This is a genomic window from Haloarchaeobius marinus, assembly GCF_051207415.1.
Classification (GTDB): Archaea; Halobacteriota; Halobacteria; order Halobacteriales; family Natrialbaceae; genus Haloarchaeobius.
Genome location: NZ_JBPKGD010000006.1, coordinates 1 through 15791, shown reverse-complemented (window position 1 = coordinate 15791; position 15791 = coordinate 1). Strand labels below are relative to the sequence as shown.

Annotated in this window: 16 protein-coding genes and 2 pseudogenes; 10 read left to right on the top strand and 8 right to left on the bottom strand. The window is 65.7% G+C overall.

Features of this window, described 5'->3' with window-relative positions:
- Window positions 1-190: 190 nt before the first annotated feature.
- From ACSC1W_RS18330 to ACSC1W_RS18320, 3 genes are read left to right on the top strand one after another with little or no spacing between them, the layout of a single operon-like run.
- Window positions 191-1105: an ABC transporter ATP-binding protein gene (locus tag ACSC1W_RS18330; RefSeq protein WP_435349109.1), complete on the top strand. Its 915-nt coding sequence runs from the start codon at window positions 191-193 to the stop codon at window positions 1103-1105.
- Window positions 1102-1914, top strand: a complete 813-nt coding sequence (locus tag ACSC1W_RS18325) for an ABC transporter permease (protein WP_435349108.1) — start codon at window positions 1102-1104, stop codon at window positions 1912-1914. The genes ACSC1W_RS18330 and ACSC1W_RS18325 overlap by 4 nt, the downstream gene beginning before the upstream one ends.
- Window positions 1911-2729, top strand: coding sequence for an ABC transporter permease subunit (locus ACSC1W_RS18320; protein ID WP_435349107.1), 819 nt, complete (start codon window positions 1911-1913; stop codon window positions 2727-2729). Before ACSC1W_RS18325 ends, ACSC1W_RS18320 begins: the two co-directional genes overlap by 4 nt.
- A gap of 67 nt (window positions 2730-2796) precedes the next feature.
- On the opposite strand, the gene ACSC1W_RS18315 is transcribed toward ACSC1W_RS18320, so the two are convergent.
- Complete coding sequence (locus tag ACSC1W_RS18315) at window positions 2797-4470, bottom strand: glycosyltransferase family 2 protein (RefSeq protein ID WP_435349106.1); 1674 nt, start codon at window positions 4468-4470, stop codon at window positions 2797-2799.
- Entirely contained in the window at window positions 4467-4766 is a 300-nt protein-coding gene (locus tag ACSC1W_RS18310) for a hypothetical protein (RefSeq protein ID WP_435349105.1), read from the bottom strand. Before ACSC1W_RS18310 ends, ACSC1W_RS18315 begins: the two co-directional genes overlap by 4 nt.
- A 115-nt stretch (window positions 4767-4881) precedes the next feature.
- Between ACSC1W_RS18310 and ACSC1W_RS18305 the strand changes: the two genes are divergently transcribed.
- Complete coding sequence (locus ACSC1W_RS18305) at window positions 4882-6096, top strand: glycoside hydrolase family 26 protein (RefSeq protein WP_435349104.1); 1215 nt, start codon at window positions 4882-4884, stop codon at window positions 6094-6096.
- A gap of 570 nt (window positions 6097-6666) precedes the next feature.
- Here the strand turns inward: ACSC1W_RS18305 and ACSC1W_RS18300 are convergent.
- Both ACSC1W_RS18300 and ACSC1W_RS18295 read right to left on the bottom strand, forming a co-directional pair.
- Window positions 6667-7551: pseudogene (locus tag ACSC1W_RS18300) on the bottom strand (complex I NDUFA9 subunit family protein); the annotation flags it as partial.
- Between the two features lie 125 nt (window positions 7552-7676).
- Window positions 7677-8477 (bottom strand): helix-turn-helix transcriptional regulator, encoded by an 801-nt coding sequence (locus tag ACSC1W_RS18295; RefSeq protein WP_435349102.1) that lies wholly within the window; start codon window positions 8475-8477, stop codon window positions 7677-7679.
- 187 nt (window positions 8478-8664) lie between these two features.
- Between ACSC1W_RS18295 and ACSC1W_RS18290 the strand changes: the two genes are divergently transcribed.
- Window positions 8665-8829 carry a hypothetical protein gene (locus ACSC1W_RS18290; RefSeq protein ID WP_435349101.1) on the top strand — a complete coding sequence of 55 codons (165 nt, stop codon included), beginning with the start codon at window positions 8665-8667 and terminating at the stop codon, window positions 8827-8829.
- 54 nt (window positions 8830-8883) lie between these two features.
- Here ACSC1W_RS18290 and ACSC1W_RS18285 read toward each other — a convergent pair whose 3' ends face one another.
- Both ACSC1W_RS18285 and ACSC1W_RS18280 read right to left on the bottom strand, forming a co-directional pair.
- Complete coding sequence (locus ACSC1W_RS18285) at window positions 8884-9501, bottom strand: class I SAM-dependent methyltransferase (RefSeq protein WP_435349100.1); 618 nt, start codon at window positions 9499-9501, stop codon at window positions 8884-8886.
- A gap of 683 nt (window positions 9502-10184) precedes the next feature.
- Window positions 10185-10976 (bottom strand): IclR family transcriptional regulator, encoded by a 792-nt coding sequence (locus tag ACSC1W_RS18280; protein WP_435349099.1) that lies wholly within the window; start codon window positions 10974-10976, stop codon window positions 10185-10187.
- A gap of 258 nt (window positions 10977-11234) precedes the next feature.
- Here ACSC1W_RS18280 and ACSC1W_RS18275 point away from each other — a divergent pair, with 258 nt between their 5' ends.
- A complete protein-coding gene (locus tag ACSC1W_RS18275; RefSeq protein WP_435349098.1) occupies window positions 11235-12521 on the top strand; it encodes a sodium-dependent transporter in 1287 nt (428 codons plus the stop codon).
- A 4-nt stretch (window positions 12522-12525) separates the two neighbouring features.
- Window positions 12526-12666 carry a hypothetical protein gene (locus ACSC1W_RS18270; RefSeq protein ID WP_435349096.1) on the top strand — a complete coding sequence of 47 codons (141 nt, stop codon included), beginning with the start codon at window positions 12526-12528 and terminating at the stop codon, window positions 12664-12666.
- A 55-nt stretch (window positions 12667-12721) separates the two neighbouring features.
- On the opposite strand, the gene ACSC1W_RS18265 is transcribed toward ACSC1W_RS18270, so the two are convergent.
- Window positions 12722-13516 (bottom strand): MBL fold metallo-hydrolase, encoded by a 795-nt coding sequence (locus tag ACSC1W_RS18265; protein WP_435349095.1) that lies wholly within the window; start codon window positions 13514-13516, stop codon window positions 12722-12724.
- 649 nt (window positions 13517-14165) lie between these two features.
- Here ACSC1W_RS18265 and ACSC1W_RS18260 point away from each other — a divergent pair.
- The 3 genes from ACSC1W_RS18260 (at window position 14166) to ACSC1W_RS18250 (ending at window position 15603) form a co-directional block, all read left to right on the top strand.
- Window positions 14166-14432, top strand: a complete 267-nt coding sequence (locus ACSC1W_RS18260; RefSeq protein ID WP_435349094.1) for an ArsR family transcriptional regulator — start codon at window positions 14166-14168, stop codon at window positions 14430-14432.
- Between the two features lie 115 nt (window positions 14433-14547).
- Window positions 14548-15333 (top strand): IclR family transcriptional regulator, encoded by a 786-nt coding sequence (locus tag ACSC1W_RS18255; protein ID WP_435349093.1) that lies wholly within the window; start codon window positions 14548-14550, stop codon window positions 15331-15333.
- Window positions 15334-15402: 69 nt separating this feature from the next.
- Complete coding sequence (locus ACSC1W_RS18250; RefSeq protein ID WP_435349091.1) at window positions 15403-15603, top strand: hypothetical protein; 201 nt, start codon at window positions 15403-15405, stop codon at window positions 15601-15603.
- A gap of 54 nt (window positions 15604-15657) precedes the next feature.
- Here ACSC1W_RS18250 and ACSC1W_RS18245 read toward each other — a convergent pair.
- A pseudogene (locus tag ACSC1W_RS18245) lies at window positions 15658-15791 on the bottom strand (aminopeptidase P family protein); the annotation flags it as partial.

Below are 15791 nucleotides of genomic sequence, written 5' to 3'. Positions count from 1 at the left end.
GTCTCGCCCGTCGTCGACTCCCGTAAAGGCGACCGTGCACGCCGTTCGAGGGAGCAGTCAGGCCCGTGGAGGACCGATTCGGCCGGTCCACCGTCGACCGCGTATCCGCGTCGAACGTCCTCGACACCCAGTATTTCTACCTCCGAAACCGTCGTGAAGGAATTATAAACCCCGTCCGTCTGTACCCGCTATGGCAGCGATCGAAGCGACCGACGTATCGAAGCGCTACGGGACGACGACCGCGCTGGACCGGGTCGACCTCACCGTCGAGGAGGGCGAGACGTTCGGCTTCCTCGGCCCGAACGGGGCCGGGAAGTCGACGTTCATCAACGTGCTCCTCGACTTCGTGAACCCGACCGAGGGGTCGGTCGAGATATTCGGCCACGACTGTCACGCCGACGGCGTCGCGGCCCGCGACCGCATCGGCGTGCTCCCCGAGGGCTACTCCGTCATCGACCGCCTCACCGGTCGCCAGCACGTCGAGTACGCGATCCGCTCGAAGGACGCCGACGCCGACCCCATCGACGTCCTCGACCGGGTCGGCATCCGCGACGCCGCGGACCGGAAGGCCAGCGGGTACTCCAAGGGCATGGCCCAGCGCCTCGTGCTGGGGATGGCGCTCGTGGGCGAACCTGACCTCCTCCTGCTCGACGAACCGAGCACCGGCCTGGACCCGAACGGCGCCGCCGAGATGCGCGAGATACTCCGCGAGGAGAACGAACGCGGGGCGACCATCTTCTTCTCGTCGCACATCCTCGAACAGGTCGAGGCGGTCTGTGACCGCGTCGGCATCCTGCAGGGCGGCGAACTCGTCGCCGTCGACACCATCGAGGGCCTCCGCGATTCACTGGGCGGCGGGACCAAACTCGTCATCACGCTCGACGAGGTCCGGGACGGGACCCTGGACGACATCAGGGCCATCGAGGGCGTCGAGACGGCCATGGCGCCCGACGACACGACCATCGAGGCCACCTGTACGAACGACGCGAAGATGGACGTCCTCGTCGGCCTCGACGACGCCGGACTCGAGGTGATGAACTTCCGGACGGAGGAGGCGTCGCTCGAGGACATGTTCATCGAGTACACCGGCAGCGCGGACCGATGAGGTGGACGGTCGTCGCCCGGCGGGACTGGAGGCAAACCGTCGGCGCCACGTCGACGAAGGTCCTGCTCGGGCTCGTGGGTTTCACCGTCCTCCTCGCGGGCTACGTCTACCCGGTCCTCGCGCCGGACCCCATCACGACCGCGCGGTTCTCCGGGTTCGTCATCGGGTCGCTCACCACTCTGGTCCCCCTGGTCGGCATCCTGCTCGGCTACAACGCGGTCGTGGGCGAACGCGAGTCCGGGTCGCTCCTGCTCTCGCTGGCGCTCCCGCTCGGCCGCGAGGACGTCGTCCTCGGGAAGTACGCCTCCCGGACGGGCCTGCTGGCTGCGACCATCGTCGTCGCGATGGCCGGGGCTGGCGCCCTCGTCGTCTACCCGTTCGGCGAACTCGCACTGCTCCCGTTCCTCGGGTTCGTCCTCCTGAGCGTCCTGTTCGGGGCCATCTGGACCGGGATGGGGGTCGCAGTCTCGCTCGCGGTCTCGACGAAGCGGCGTGCGCTCGTCCTCGGGTCCACGCTCTTCTTCCTGTTCGTGGTCGTCATGGACGTGGTCGAGGGCGCGCTCACGCTCGGACTCTACACTGCCGGCCTCGTCGAGGAACCGGTCCTCCCTGACCCGATACGGTTCCTCGTCGGACTCGAACCCGGGCGCCTGTTCGGCCGTCTCACGACCGGCTTCGTCGACCCGAGTAGCACCATCGAGGGACCGTGGTACCTCGGCGAGTGGGTCGCCCTCGTGCTGTTCGCGCTGTGGCTCGTCGGGCCGCTGGGACTCGCGTACCTCCGCTTCGAGGGGAGGGACCTCGCATGAGCTGGCGCGACATCGCCCACAAGGACGTCCACGACGCCGGCCGGTCGAAGACCATCTGGCTCCTGTTCGCCCTGTTGCTCGTGGTGTCCCTGGGCTACGCGTTCGTCCACCAGTACCTCGGCCAGAACGAGTTCGGGGCGTTCGTCGACGGCCTCGCCGGCGTCGTCGCGCTGGTCCTGCCGCTGTTCGCACTGCTGCTCGGCTACAAGTCCATCATCCACGAGCGGACGAGCGGCAGCCTGTTCCTCACGCTGTCGCTCCCGCACTCGCGCAGGGACCTCGCCGTCGGGACGTTCGTCGGCCGGTCGCTCGTGTTGCTCGTGCCGACGCTCGTCGCACTCGTGCTCGCCGTTGGCGTCGGCGCCGTCCTCTACGGGACCGACGGGATACTCGCGTACCCCTGGTTCCTGTTCGCCACCGCGCTCTACGGCGTCGCCTTCGTCGGCATCGCCGTCGGCCTGTCCATGGCCACGACGGTCGACCGGTGGATAACGTTCGGCGCGCTCGGCGGGTACATCCTCCTGGTGAGCTTCTGGAACACCTTCCACACGCTGACGCTGCTGTTCCTCCACCGGTTCGACATCAGTGTGTTGAGCGACGTGCCGGACTGGGCCCTGCTGTTCCGACTGGCCCAGCCGAGCGAATCGTACTTCCGACTCCTCCAGGTGGGCTTCGACGTCGGGCGGGCCAGCCAGTACCTCGGCGACGGCGTCCCCGTCTACGTCGACTGGTGGATGGGCCTCGTGCTGCTGGTCGCCTGGAGCCTCGTCCCCCTCGCGGTCGGTTATCGACGGTTCGTGGACTCGGACCTGTAGGGGGCCGACGCTTTCGCCCCCGACCGTCTGTCGAAGACGGGTAACGTATCGACCCGGGCGGAAACCCCTACCGCCTGGACGACCAGTCCACCTCCGCCTGTCGCCTGATGGTGCCCCACTCGACCTCCGCGCCGGTGACGACCTTGACGATGCTCCGGAGGAACACGACGTCGATGAACTGCTTGTACCCCACCATCAGGAACACGTACCAGGGGAGGATGCGGAACGACACGTTCAGCATGTAGAGCGTGATGGCGGCGACGACCCCGACGACGGCGACGAAGTAGCCGAAGCCCACGAGCGTCAGCACGGCCTGGCTGGTGAGCAAACCGTAGACGATGATGCCCGTCGCGGCGAGTCCGACGATCGGCCGGAACACGTACGAGAGCGAGAGGAACGGGAACGTGAACCGGTGGAGATAGCTGGACCGGGAGCCCGCGAAGACGTTCACGTGCTTCAGGATGCACTGGAGTCCACCGGTGTACCACCGGATGCGCTGGGTGTAGAGGTCACGAAGCGTGAACGGTGCTTCCGTGTACGAGATGGCGCTCACCTGCCGGACCGTCCAGTCGTGCTCGAGAATCTGCACCGTCGTGTCGAAGTCCTCCGTCAGCGTGTCCGGGTCGAAGCCGCCGACCGCCTCGAGCGCCTCCCGACGGAACCCACTCAGTGCCCCCGGGGCGATGGGGACCGCGTTGAAGAACGAGCAGGCCCGTCGGAACGTGTTTATCGAGAAGACGTACTCGATGGCCTGTATCTTGGTGATGAGGCGGTCCGTGTTCAGCACCCGGATGTCTCCCGCGACCGCCCCCAGGTCCGGGTCGGCCTGGAGCGCGCCGACGATCTTGCTCAACGCGTCGGGGGCGAGCAGACTGTCGGCGTCGACCATGACGAAGACGTCGCCGTTCGAGCAGAAGAACCCGTAGTTAAGCGCGGCGTCGCGGCCACCGTTCGGCCGCTGAACCACGCGGACGCCCCGGTCACGGTACTCCGAGGCGCGTTCGTAGGTCGCGTCCTCGCTCCCGTCGTCGACCACGATAACCTCCAGTTTCTCCGCCGGATAGTTCGACGCCAGGACGCTGTCGAGGCACTTGCCGATCCACGCTTCCTCGTTGTAGGCGGGGATCGCGACGCTGACCTCCGGGTACGGTTCGGTCGCGTCTGGCGGGTCGCTATCGGTCATGATCTCCCAGATTCCGACCGGGACGATGAAGCCGACGTAGAACGCCATCACCTCGAGGCCCCCGAGCAAGACGAGTTCGAACGGCGACAGGTCGACGACGTATCGACCGACAGCCGCCGTCGCCCCGAACAGGAGCATCGTCCCGCCGAGCCACAGGGGAACGGCGTAGGACGGGGGCGTCGCCCGGCGACGGACCGTTCGAGCCACGAGGGAGACGAGGTAGCTCCCGGGAACGACGACGAACGCTGCGAAGCCGACTGCTTCGAGGTCCAGTCGACCGGTCTCGACGGCGACGACCGCGAGTCCAGTGACGATGGTCAGTCCGAGCAGGAACCACCGTAGCAGGCCGATGTGGGACCGCATCGGGACCACCCCATCGCCGAACGCGTGGTACGACCCGAGTAGTCCGACGCCGGTGGTGGCGACGAACGCGGTCGACAGGGCGAACGTCCCGTCGGGGAGCACCAGGAACCCGGCCGCGTACGCGACGACGACGACCGCGACGAGCAACGCGGTCTGTCCCCTGCCGAGCTGTCTCGTCTGTCCGGACTCGATCATGCGTCGTCCGCCGTCTGTGCGTCCTCCAGTTCGAACCGCCGTTCGCAGTCGACACAGACGTAGAGTTCGCCCAGTCGGTCCAGTTCCTCCGGGTCTTCGATTGCTTCGCTGCACTTCGGGCACGTTGGCCCGGACTCCGTCCGACAGTCACCGTAGAACCCGACGAACCCACACGCCGGGTGTTCGTAGACGGCCATCTCGGTCGTGGCTCCGGTACAGCCCGGGCACTGAACGGATTCCCGTGCCGGTTCCTGGGCCGGAACGCTCGCCTGTGAGTACCGCTCTTGCGAAGGCACGTCAGCAACCCCGTTCCAGTAGGTATTTTCTATGGACGCATTACCCACGCATAGCGTCTGTATAGTGCAGTAATGGAGAGAATAATTAGATGGTTGGTTGCGTTCGAGTACCAGTATGAACCGACGGACGTTCCTGGCGGCTTCCGGGAGTGTGCTGAGCGTCGGCGTCGGCGCGTACGGCCTCTACACGAGGGATGCCCGCGAGGACGTCCCCGGGTCGGACGGCAGCGGAACGACCCCGGCCGAGGACACGCGCGAGGCCACCGGCTCTTCCCCCGCGGACTCGACTGCCACCTCGAAGCCGGAGGCGGAGACGCGCGCCGGACGCACGCTGTCGGGGATGTCTCCCCGGTCGTTCTCGTCGTCGTACACCGAGGCGGTCGAGGAGTGGCTCGGCGCCCGGCAGGCCATCACGGTCTTCTTCGCCGACATGGACCGCTCCGACGAGGGCATCGAACAGCGGGTGTCCACGCTCGAGACCGTCTGGAACCGGGGGGCCGTCCCGCTCATGTTCTGGCAACCGTACTTCGGGGCGTCGGACGACGACAGACAGCGGGTGACGCAGGCGGTCGCGGACGGCGAGTACGACGACCGGCTGCACGCGTGGGCCGACGCCATCGCCGAGTGGGCGGTCCGCCCCGACGGGACCGACCGTCGCGTCTACCTCAACCTCGCCCCCGAGTTGAACGGGAGCTGGGTGCCGTGGGGCATCCCGACGCCGGAGACCACGCCGGACAGTTACATCCGGATGTGGCGTCACATCCACGACGTCGTGATGGCGACGGACCTCGAATCCGACCACGTCCAGTGGGTCTGGACCGTCAACCACACGAGCAGCGGGTCGGTCCCGCTCGCGGAGTGTTACCCCGGCGACCGGTACGCCGACTGGGTCAGCATCACCGGCTACAACTGGTCGAACTGGGGCGGCTGGGACACGGCGGAGGGCATCTACGGCGACGCACTCCGGACCGTCCGCGAGTTCTCCGACGTCCCGGCCGCGTTCAGCGAGTTCGGTGCCTCGGCCGACTGCGAGGACGGCCACTGCCCGGAGCGAAAGGACGAGTGGATCGCGTCCGTCTACGACTTCATGGCGGACAACGACGTCAGGATGGCCTGCTGGTTCGACCACGCGGTCGAGAAGGACGGGACCGACTGGGGCGTGTTCGACGCGGAGTTCGGCCCGGACCGCTTCCAGCACGGCGGGACGGAGTACCGGGCATACGGCACCTACCGTGACGTCATCGGTCGAGACGACGTGCTGACCGCGCATCCGAACAGTCCCCGGCGACTCACCGACGAGGAGTTCGACGGCTCGTTCGCAGAGCAGTGACCGAGGGGCCGGACGACGACCAGTGCAGGGCAGGAGAACTGCTCGTGTTGGGCGCTACTGTCGGTTCGCGTGGTCGCCGTTCCCGTTCCCGTTCGGCCGTCGGGACCGACCGGGGAGCAGCGCGCGCAGGACGGATTCGAGCAGTCCGACGACGACGAGTCCGACGAGCCCGAACCCCCCGTAGAGGAACGCGATGTAGAGACTCCGGACGCCGCCGAAGCCAGACGACACGCCGTAGACGACCCAGACACCGAAGTAGACGAGCAGGCCGAGCAGCGGCGTCACGAGCCCGTACCGTCGGTAGACGGCCACCGGCCCGCCCACGAGCAGCACCGTGGTCGCGAGATACTGCAACCCGAAGAACGAGAGTAGCTCGTCGGCGTGGGCCGAGACGTCACCGGGGACCCAGATGCCCGTGACCAGCCCCGCCGCGAGAACGACCCCGACGACGACGGCCCAGGCAAGGAGCCCGGAGGTCACGGCAGACGCGGTATCAGTCCGCGTTCCCCCTCGACCACCGCCGTCGGGCGCGGCGCGTCGCTCCTGCTCGGCGTCCGTCCGGTCGGGTTCGGAGACCCCCAGGTACGCCGCGAGCGTCCGGAGATCGCCCGGAGACCGACCGAATGCCGCGACGTCGTTCTCCGCGACGGTGTTGTCGAACTTCAGCGAGCGATACTGGTCGACACCCATCGGAATCCCCGGGACCACGTCGGCGAGGGTCAACCCGATGCGGGCCAGCGGCATCGGCACCGGGAGCACGGCGACGGAGCGACCGTCGGCACGGTACGCGAGCGACGCCACCTCGGCGAGCGTCAGGACCTCGGGGCCACCGAGTTCGTAGACCTCGCCGACGTGGCGGTGCTCGACGGCGCAGTCGGCGAGCATCGGTGCGAGGTCGCCGACCCAGATGGGCTGGAACCGGGTCTTCCCACCGCCGGGAAGGCCGGTGACGTACGGCGTGGTGAGCTTCTTCGTGAACGTCACGAACTCGCCCCCGTCGCCGAAGACCACCGACGGCCGGACGACGGTCCACTCCAGCGACGACGACCGGACGACGGCCTCGGCGGCCCCCTTCGCCCGGATGTACGCGGTCGGGCCGTCCGGGTCGGCACCGAGCGCCGACACCTGGACGAGTCGGTCGACGCCGTGCGCCTCGGCCGCCTCGACGACGTTCTCGGTCCCGCCGAGGTGGACACGTTCGTGCATCCCCGCGCCACCGGGTGGCTGGAACAGCGGCGACAGTGCGACGAGGTTGACGACGACGTCCTGGCCCTCGAAGGCGGCCTCGATGGAGTCGTAGTCGGTGACGTCGCCCGCGACCGTCCGGATCCCGTCGGGGAGCGACGCGTCGTCCGGCGTCCTGGCGAGCACCGTCACCGCGTGGCCGCGGTCGTGCAGTTCTCGCGCGAGTGCCGACCCGACGAACCCGGTCCCACCGACCAGCAGTACGTGCATGTGTGGACGGACGCACTGCAGACTGTTTACGTCACCTCCGGTCGGGTACGCCACCCGGCGTCACACCCGTCACTCCCTGTCCGGGAGCCGGTCGACCGCGGGGTAGGCGGCCCGACCCGGGTCACTCACCGGTTCCGGAGGCTGAACGGGAGCGAGATGGTGGGCTCCATCTCCGCTGCCTCCTCCCGGTACCGTTCGAAGAGGTCCCCCGCCCACGTCACCAGGTCGGGATTCGTCGAATCGACGCACGCCGTAAGCTGTCCGTCCGCGTACGCGCTGAGGAGGACGCGGTTCTCGCCCAGCGTCATCCCGAAGTCGATGGGACCCGGGTGCCGGTACAGGTCGAGGACGTCGACGCTGACGACCACGTCGAACTCCACCGGGTTCAGTTCGCGCGCCCGGTCGACGAGGTCGTCCGTCATGACGAGTTCCGTGTGGGCGCCCTCGATGGCCAGGTCGGCGTGTGCGTCGTGGAAGAGGCGACTGAGGACGGGCGAGAGCATCCTGATGCGGTCGGACTCGAACTCGCGCATCGCCGTGAGGTAGTGGTGCATCGGCGCCTGTGGGTCCGCGTCGGACGCGACCACCACGTCGGCGTCCTCGAGCAGTCGCGGGTCCGGTGCGTGTTCCCGGTCCGGAAGGTGCCTGTAGAGCTGGCCGAACTCGTCGAGGCGAGACAGCGTCTCCAGGTACGAGGCGTGTTCGGCGGCGACCAGTTCGCCGAGCGTCGTGAGGCCGTACGCGCCGTCGTCCCTGGTGGCCCACCCCCGGTCGACGAACTGCGAGAGGTGGCGCTGGACGCTCCTGCGCGGGAGCGACAGGTCGTCCGAGATGGTCGCCGGTGCCGCGGACCGGTCCGTGAGGTAGGTGAGAAGGGCCAGCCGGTCGTCGGACCCGGCGAGGAACGCGGCGGTGTCGGGGTCCATACGTAGTAGTTGCTCATCGGTGCATAATAAACGCTGTCGGGACCCACCTGGCGACGCCCTCGAAGGCAGCCGAGCGTCTGCTGCCTGCCCACGACGGGGGACTCCGCGTCGTCTGCAGCGACTGACCCGGGAGTACCTCTGTGGACTGGTCGAGGAATTATGTGACTACAGCGCGTCTGCTCCAACTATGGGAGACACCAAAGAAGGCCGGCAAGACAAAGGGCGAGAGGAGGACGACCGACAGCGCGAGTGGGAGATGGAGGAGGAACTGGAGGAGATCGAGAAGTCGGACGAGGAACGGGAAGAGCGCGAGGACGAACAGAGCGAGGAGGACCTCGCGAAGGACGAGTGACCGACTGACTCTCTCCGGGGGCCGCCCGCCTCGAACGCAACAGCCGAGGTCCGGTCAGTTCCGTCGCAGGCCGACGAAGTACGCCGGACTCGACCCCCGACGACGGTCGAACGCCGTCCGGTGGGCGAACTCCAGGTCCCACCCGCCGTCGTCGCAGAACCGGGCCCTGAGTTCGTCCGGGGTCATCCCGTAGCCGGGTCGACGACCCATCGGCGCGTCGCCGAGGACGCAGTACCGGCCACCGCTCGGCACGACGGACTCGAGTTCGGTCACGAGTCGCTCGCGCTCCAGTTCTCCGAGGACGTGGTACATCGCACAGTCCACGACCGTCCGGAAGGACAGCCCTGCCACGGCGAGCCTCCGGAGGTAGAGCGCGTCCCAGACGAGGAACTCGGCTTCGATGCGTCGCCAGCGCGCCTTCGCACGGGCCTGTCGGATGGCGACCGTCGAGAGGTCGATGCCGAGGACGTCGTAGCCCCGTCGAGCGAGAAACAGCGACAGCTCGCCCGTCCCACAGCCGAGGTCGAGCACCGGGTCGGTGACGAGACCGGCCTCGACGAGGTAGACGAACGCCCGCTGTGGGCGCCCGATGTCCCAGTTCGGAACGCCGGCGTAGGCCGCGTCGTAGACGTCGGAGCGGGGTCGGACGGGCGGCGGAGACGGTGTGCTCATCCAGTACGTTCCTGCACGACGTGCACAGTGTTGAGACGGTCCGAACCGGGTCTCTTTGCCGCGACCGGGGGCGGGCAGACGCGCGGCAATGAGACGTCGAAGACGGGTCGGCGAGGAGGTCAACAGGACCCACGTATTCGAAGTAAGTGAACTGACTATAGTACGTTAAGATAACTTTATTGATTTTTCACTCCTCTCGTCTGGAAAAGCCGGCCCGAACCCGCCAAAATCGCATTTGAGGGCCGGTTGGGAGCTACAAACGGCTTCTATCGAAACCTGTCGTGGCTGAAACTGTTCAGGGATGGGATAGTGCGCGATACGTGTATAGAAACCGCTTAGAGAGCTTACGACGTGGAGCTACGCCTTCTCGTCCGAAATTCCATACTGGCGGCCTGATAGATATTCATGAATTAAGACTATCTGATAGTATCGTCCGGTGTGGCGTGGCCACTGCTGGACGTGCGGGCTCAGGGCGTCGCTCGGTGAACCCACCAGTGTGACCGACGGTCGGAACTCGTCCCGGAGTCGTGTTACACTACTATGCCCGTAATACGCGGGTGGCGTCGGCGACGAGACCGTCGTTCCCCGTTCCGACAGGGTCTCGCCACGACGGCCGGCGTCCATCACGGCGAATCGGACGCGGGCCTCCTGCCAGCCTGTATCGTCGGCGAGAACCAGAAGGATCAGACACTGAACGTATCGAACTCGTTCGTCTCGACGTTCACCTCCACGAGGCTTCGAGCCTCGCTGACGAGAGCCGGGAACTCCGTCGAGAACCGTTCGTCGTCCACTCGTCCGCGGGGACCGGCGAGACAGATCGCTCCGAGTAGGTCACGGTTCGAATTGAGTACTGGCGCGCCGACGGCACGGATGCCGTGAACCTCCTCCTCGTCGTTGAAGGCGTACCCGCGGCCACGGATCCGTTCGAGTTCGTCGAGTAGCGTCTCCCGGTCGGTGATGGTCTTCTCGGTCCGCTTTGGAAGTCCATACTCTTCGATGACCTGGTCTACACGCTCCAGCGGCATGTGTGCGAGCATCGATTTGCCCGTCGCCCCATAGTGAAGGTGCCGGAACTCCTCCAGGCTCTCTCGCTGGTACCCGGTATCGAGCGTGTTCTCACCGTAGAACCGATGTAGGATGACGCAGCGGCCCTCGTGCTCGGTGGCGATCTCGCAGAGTTCGCCCGTCTCGAGGGCCAGTTCCTTCGCCTGGGCCTTCCCTGCCTGGAAGACCACGTGACGATTCTTCACGTGAGCGCCGTAGGTCATGAACCCCGACCCGAGTCGATACCTGTCGTCGCGTTTCTCGACGAAGCCCTGGGCGTTTAGCGTCATCAAATGGGTGTGGATCGTCCCTTTCGTCACGTCCAGTCGCGCGTCGAGCGTGGCGACCGTCGTCTCGCCGGTCTCCTTGAGTTCGGCGAGTATCTTGGACGTCGTTTCGACCGCCCGGATTCGACGTCGGTCCGATGACATGTGACGACAGACTGTCGTTGCGACCGTAAAGTTTTGCATCGTCAAACAGGTCCACCGTTCGATTCCGGACGGGGCGCGTCGTGCAGACGACCCCACACGTCGAGGCCGTCTCTCAGCCATGGATCCGTGGGAACCGTCACAGCCCTGGAGATTGGCCATTGCTGTTGGACACATGTTTCCAGTTGCTGTTATATGCAATATTATAGTAGTTATTTACGTGTGGATTCGGTGGTACCGACTGTTGCGCTAGGTGATACCATGACTGAAACACGAGAACGGTGGTCATCGGAGCTGGGGCTCATCGCAGGCGCGATCGGGTCCGCAGTTGGCCTCGGGAACATCTGGTTGTTCCCGATGCTAGTTGGACAGAACGGTGGGGCAGCCTTCCTCATCCCGTACTTCTTCTTCACGTTCACGTTCGTGTGGACTGGGCTCGTCATCGAGTTCAATACGGGGCGAATCGCCCAGCAGGGTCCTGCGGGCGCGTACGAGGAACTCGGGATGCCCTTCGGGAAGTACATCGGGTTGATACCGGGGTTCCGGCCCCTGGTCGTCTTCGCGTTCTACTCGAGCATCGCCGGGTGGACGCTACGATACATCGGTGCGCCCGCGAGCGATACCTTCTGGCAGGAACCGAGCGCGTTCTTCGGAACGGTGAATTCGGGCTTGAATTCGGCGATATTCGCCGTCATCACCGTCCTCCTCGTCGGGTCCATCGTTTACTTCGGCGTCAAAGAGGGCATCGAACCGGCGACGAAAGGGATGATAGGGCTCCTGTTCGTCCTCGTCGTGCTACTCGGAATCAGGAGTGTCCTCCTCCCGGGGAGCATGGAGGGGCTCAGGTTCTACCTGATACCCGACTTCGACAAACTCACGGCGTCCGTCTTCCTGAACGCGATGGCACAGGCGTTCTTCACGGCGAGTCTGGCAGGCGCGCCCATGATCGTGTACGGGAGCTACCTGAGCGAGAAGGCCGATACGGTCACGGCTGCGATCACGACGACGTTCGGGAACGCCACAATCGCCATCCTCGCGGGGTTCGCCATCTTCCCGGCGGCCCTCGCCGTGGGAGTCGAACCCGAATCGACGGGGGCTGGGCTGCTGTTCATCTCGATTCCACAGATCGCACAGCAGATCCCTGGTTCGACGCTCGTCGTCGTCGGCTTCTTCGTGGCCGCCGCTCTCGCGGCGATATCGACGGGCATCTCGATACTGGAGGTCCCGGTCGACACGCTCCGGTATCACTTCGGACTGTCACGGAAGACGGTTACACCGGTACTCGTCGGGTTCATCGCCATCGTCGCCATCCCGACGGCGATGTCGTCAGAACTCTTCGACACGCTCACGACTGTGGTACTCTACTCGGGCCCGCTCGCCGCGTTGCTCGCACCGCTCGGCCTCTTCTGGGCGTACGATGCCCAGAACGCACTGGAACAGATAAACGCCGGTCCCGGCATCGACCTCGGAGGATGGTTCGTCTACTGGGGGAAGTACGTCTACCCAGCAGGAATCCTCTTTGCGTACCTCTGGGACATCTTCGGGTGATACCATGGCAGCAAGTCAATTACAGGTGATACTGACGGCACTGGTCGTACTGGGCGTGACTATCGTCCCCTTCGTCTGGGGGCTCAACAGGCTCATCAACCACGTACAGGAGTACGAGACGGAGGACGACGAACGGATGGTGTGACGCAGTCGGCGGAGACGCCGGCTGGGAGTTCGTATACGGTCGCGTTTGGCTGTTGCTACAGTTCGAACGTCGCCCCTCTGCCGAGAACGTCGAAGCCGGCCTCCCTGAGCCGCCTGGCCGCTTCGCTATCCGCATCGAGAAGCGGGTTGGTGTGGTTCATGTGTGTGAAATAGACGTCCGTCTGGTCCGGGTCGAGGACCTCGACAGATCGCTCCACGTAGGGATGTGGGACGTCCTCGCTCCGGTCGAGTTCGTGCTGGCTCCAGAACGTCCCGTCGACGAGTGCGACGTCGACGCGCTTGACCAGTTCGCGCGTCGCCGGCGACCACTCGTCGATGTCGGTCATGTAGAGCAACGAGCGGTCGGGACCTCTGATCTCGTACGCCAGCGTCCCGGTGGAGAGCGATTCCCTGTGGTCGACGTGGTGGCACGCGACCGTCGACTCCCCGAGGGTGACGGCTGACTCATGCGTGAGCGTCTGGAGGTCGACGTTGTCCTGTTCGACCAGGAGGTTCAGCGGTGCGTTCTTCCGGATCACCGTCGCCATCCCGTCGGTCGCGTACACCGGGGTTCGGTCGGCGTTGGCGGCCTCCCGGCCGAAGAACAGCAGTCCCGGCAGATGACCGAGGTGTGCGTGCGTGAGGAACACCCCGTCGGGAACCGTCTCGACCTGGAACCGGATGTCCGGTGTAGCGTCGAACAGGTACTCACCCCCATCTCGTAACAGGACTGCGCTCGCGTACCGGGGGCGGCCGTCGTCTGACCGGGCCCGATTACAGCGGTCACACCGACACCCGATGTGAGGGACGCCAGCGTCCTGTGCGGTGCCCAGTACCTCCAGCGTCGGCATACTGGTAGCCTAACACGGCTACGTTATTAAGATTCTGGGTCAGTGACCCTCCCTGCCCGAGTTTCGACTGCTGCAATCTGTCGTCACCGGCGGTCGCCCACGTCGGGTCCTGGCAGTTCGTCGCCGGTCGACGGACATGTTCGTTTGACCATCTCAAACACACGCGTCCGTGGACGAGCGGTCAGAGTCACCCGTTACGCTCGTATCGCCGTAACAGACCGAGTGAGTCCGAATAGCTTGGACTTTTCTCGCAGGGAGGGTTGCCGAACGAAGGCCTGTAGTAGACCGTCGTCAGACCGTCGAGGATGGGTTGCCGACTGCTGGGCTCCTTCTATATCCAGATTTTGTCTACACGGACGTCGATTCGACTCGATTACGATTTACCGTGCGACCGGTCGTCGGGAAGTCGCTACGGTTTGGTCCAGTCCTGGTCGGTTCGGCCACCCCTCCAGACCCCTCGTCCGAGTAGTTTGGACCGAGCGATTCCGAGCGGAGTGCCCCCACCGTGCGACGTCAGCCCAGCCGTCCGGGTCGCAGGTGACGCTCTCTCCGTCACAGTGCTCGGACGGGCGTCGAGCCGGGCGCACACTGCCAGTCAGACCACAACGGTTTTTGCTCGCCGTTCGGTATCGTCCCTCACCGAACGGAGATGGCCTGCAACGCACAGCGGACCGCCCAGCCCTGGGAACGGGCAGCAGCAGCACTCGCGGAGTATCCACCGAGCGTCAAACTCGTCGCGAAGGTCCTCGACGTCGAGGGGGAGTTGAGCCAGCAGCGACTCGTCGAGGAGTCCCTCCTCCCGGTACGGACGGTCAGACAGGCCGTCAACACGCTCGAGGAAGACGGCTACCTCGAATCCAGGTACTGCTTCACCGACGCGCGAAAGCGACTCTACTCGCTCGAACTGGAGGCGTGACACAACGGAGAGAAGGCGACGGACGGCCCGGTCGTCGACGGGTCGGCACCACGCCGTCCCGATAGCTGGGACGGCTCTGCCAAGAACTAAATCGCTCGCCCCACTTGCGTGTCGTATGGCACACGACGACCGGGTGAATCGGGCGGTCACGACGACCGAATCCTCTATCCGAATCCTCGAATCGCTCAAGGCCCGCCCGGGACAGACGCTCGCGGAGTTGACGGACGAGTTCGACATCGCACGGAGCACCATCCACCGACACCTGCTGACGCTGGAGGCGAACGACCTCGTCGTGCGCGACGAGGACGACGGCACCTTCTCGCTCGGACTGCGCCTTCTCGACTTCGGTCACCGGGCGCGCGAGAACGTCGAGTTCTTCGACGTCGCCCGCGACCACGTCGACCGACTCGCCGAAGAGACCGGCGAGAAGGTCTGGCTCGTCGCCAAGGAGGGCGACTCCAGCGTGCACCTCTACAAGGCCCACGGCGAGAACCCGCTGGTGACGTCCGCGAAGGTCGGCCAGCGTCGCGACCTCCACCAGCTCGCGGCCGGGAAGGCCATCCTCGCGTACCTCCCCGACGACGAACTCGACGACATCATCGACCGGCGGGGACTCGAGGAGACGACGGAGAACACCATCACGTCCGAACGGGAGTTGCGCGACGAACTCGACGACATCAGGGCGCGCGGGTACGCGTTCAACATCGGCGAGTCCATCACCGGCCTGAACGCCATCGGTGCGCCGATCCGTGACGAGGACGACTACCCGGTCGGGGCGATAAGCATCTCCGGGCCCGCGAACCGCGTCAAGGGGCAACTATTAGAGGCGGAACTCCCCGACAAGTTGCTCGCGGCGCTCGACGAGATACACATCAGCCTCCGCTACGGAACGAACGGGTGACGGTCGGTCGGGGCAAGCAGTACCGATACCGGTGGCAGTTTGCAGCACCCGTCCGTTCACTCGTGTACAATGGGAGTCAGAGTCAGCCCCATCGACCCGGCAGAGTTGCCCGTCGACGCGACCGTGCGTCACTACGACGAACTGGACGAGCACGTCCAGACCGAACTCGCCGCGATGGACGGCGAGCGAGGCTGCGTCGGTGTTATCGAGGACCCGCCGGGGTACGTGAAGTTCACCCGGTACTACCGGGTCGTCGACTGCTCGGCGTGATGCGGTCGCCGCCCGGACTGCCGATGCCGGAACCGGGAGCGACCGGGCTATCGTCTAGTAATCGATTCGGGTGATTTCGTCGACGGGCCACTGGCTGAGGAGTTCGACGCCGTTTTCGCGGACGACGACCATCTCTTCGACGCGGACGCCCTGGGTGTCGGCGGGTTCCATCGTCTCGACGGCCATGG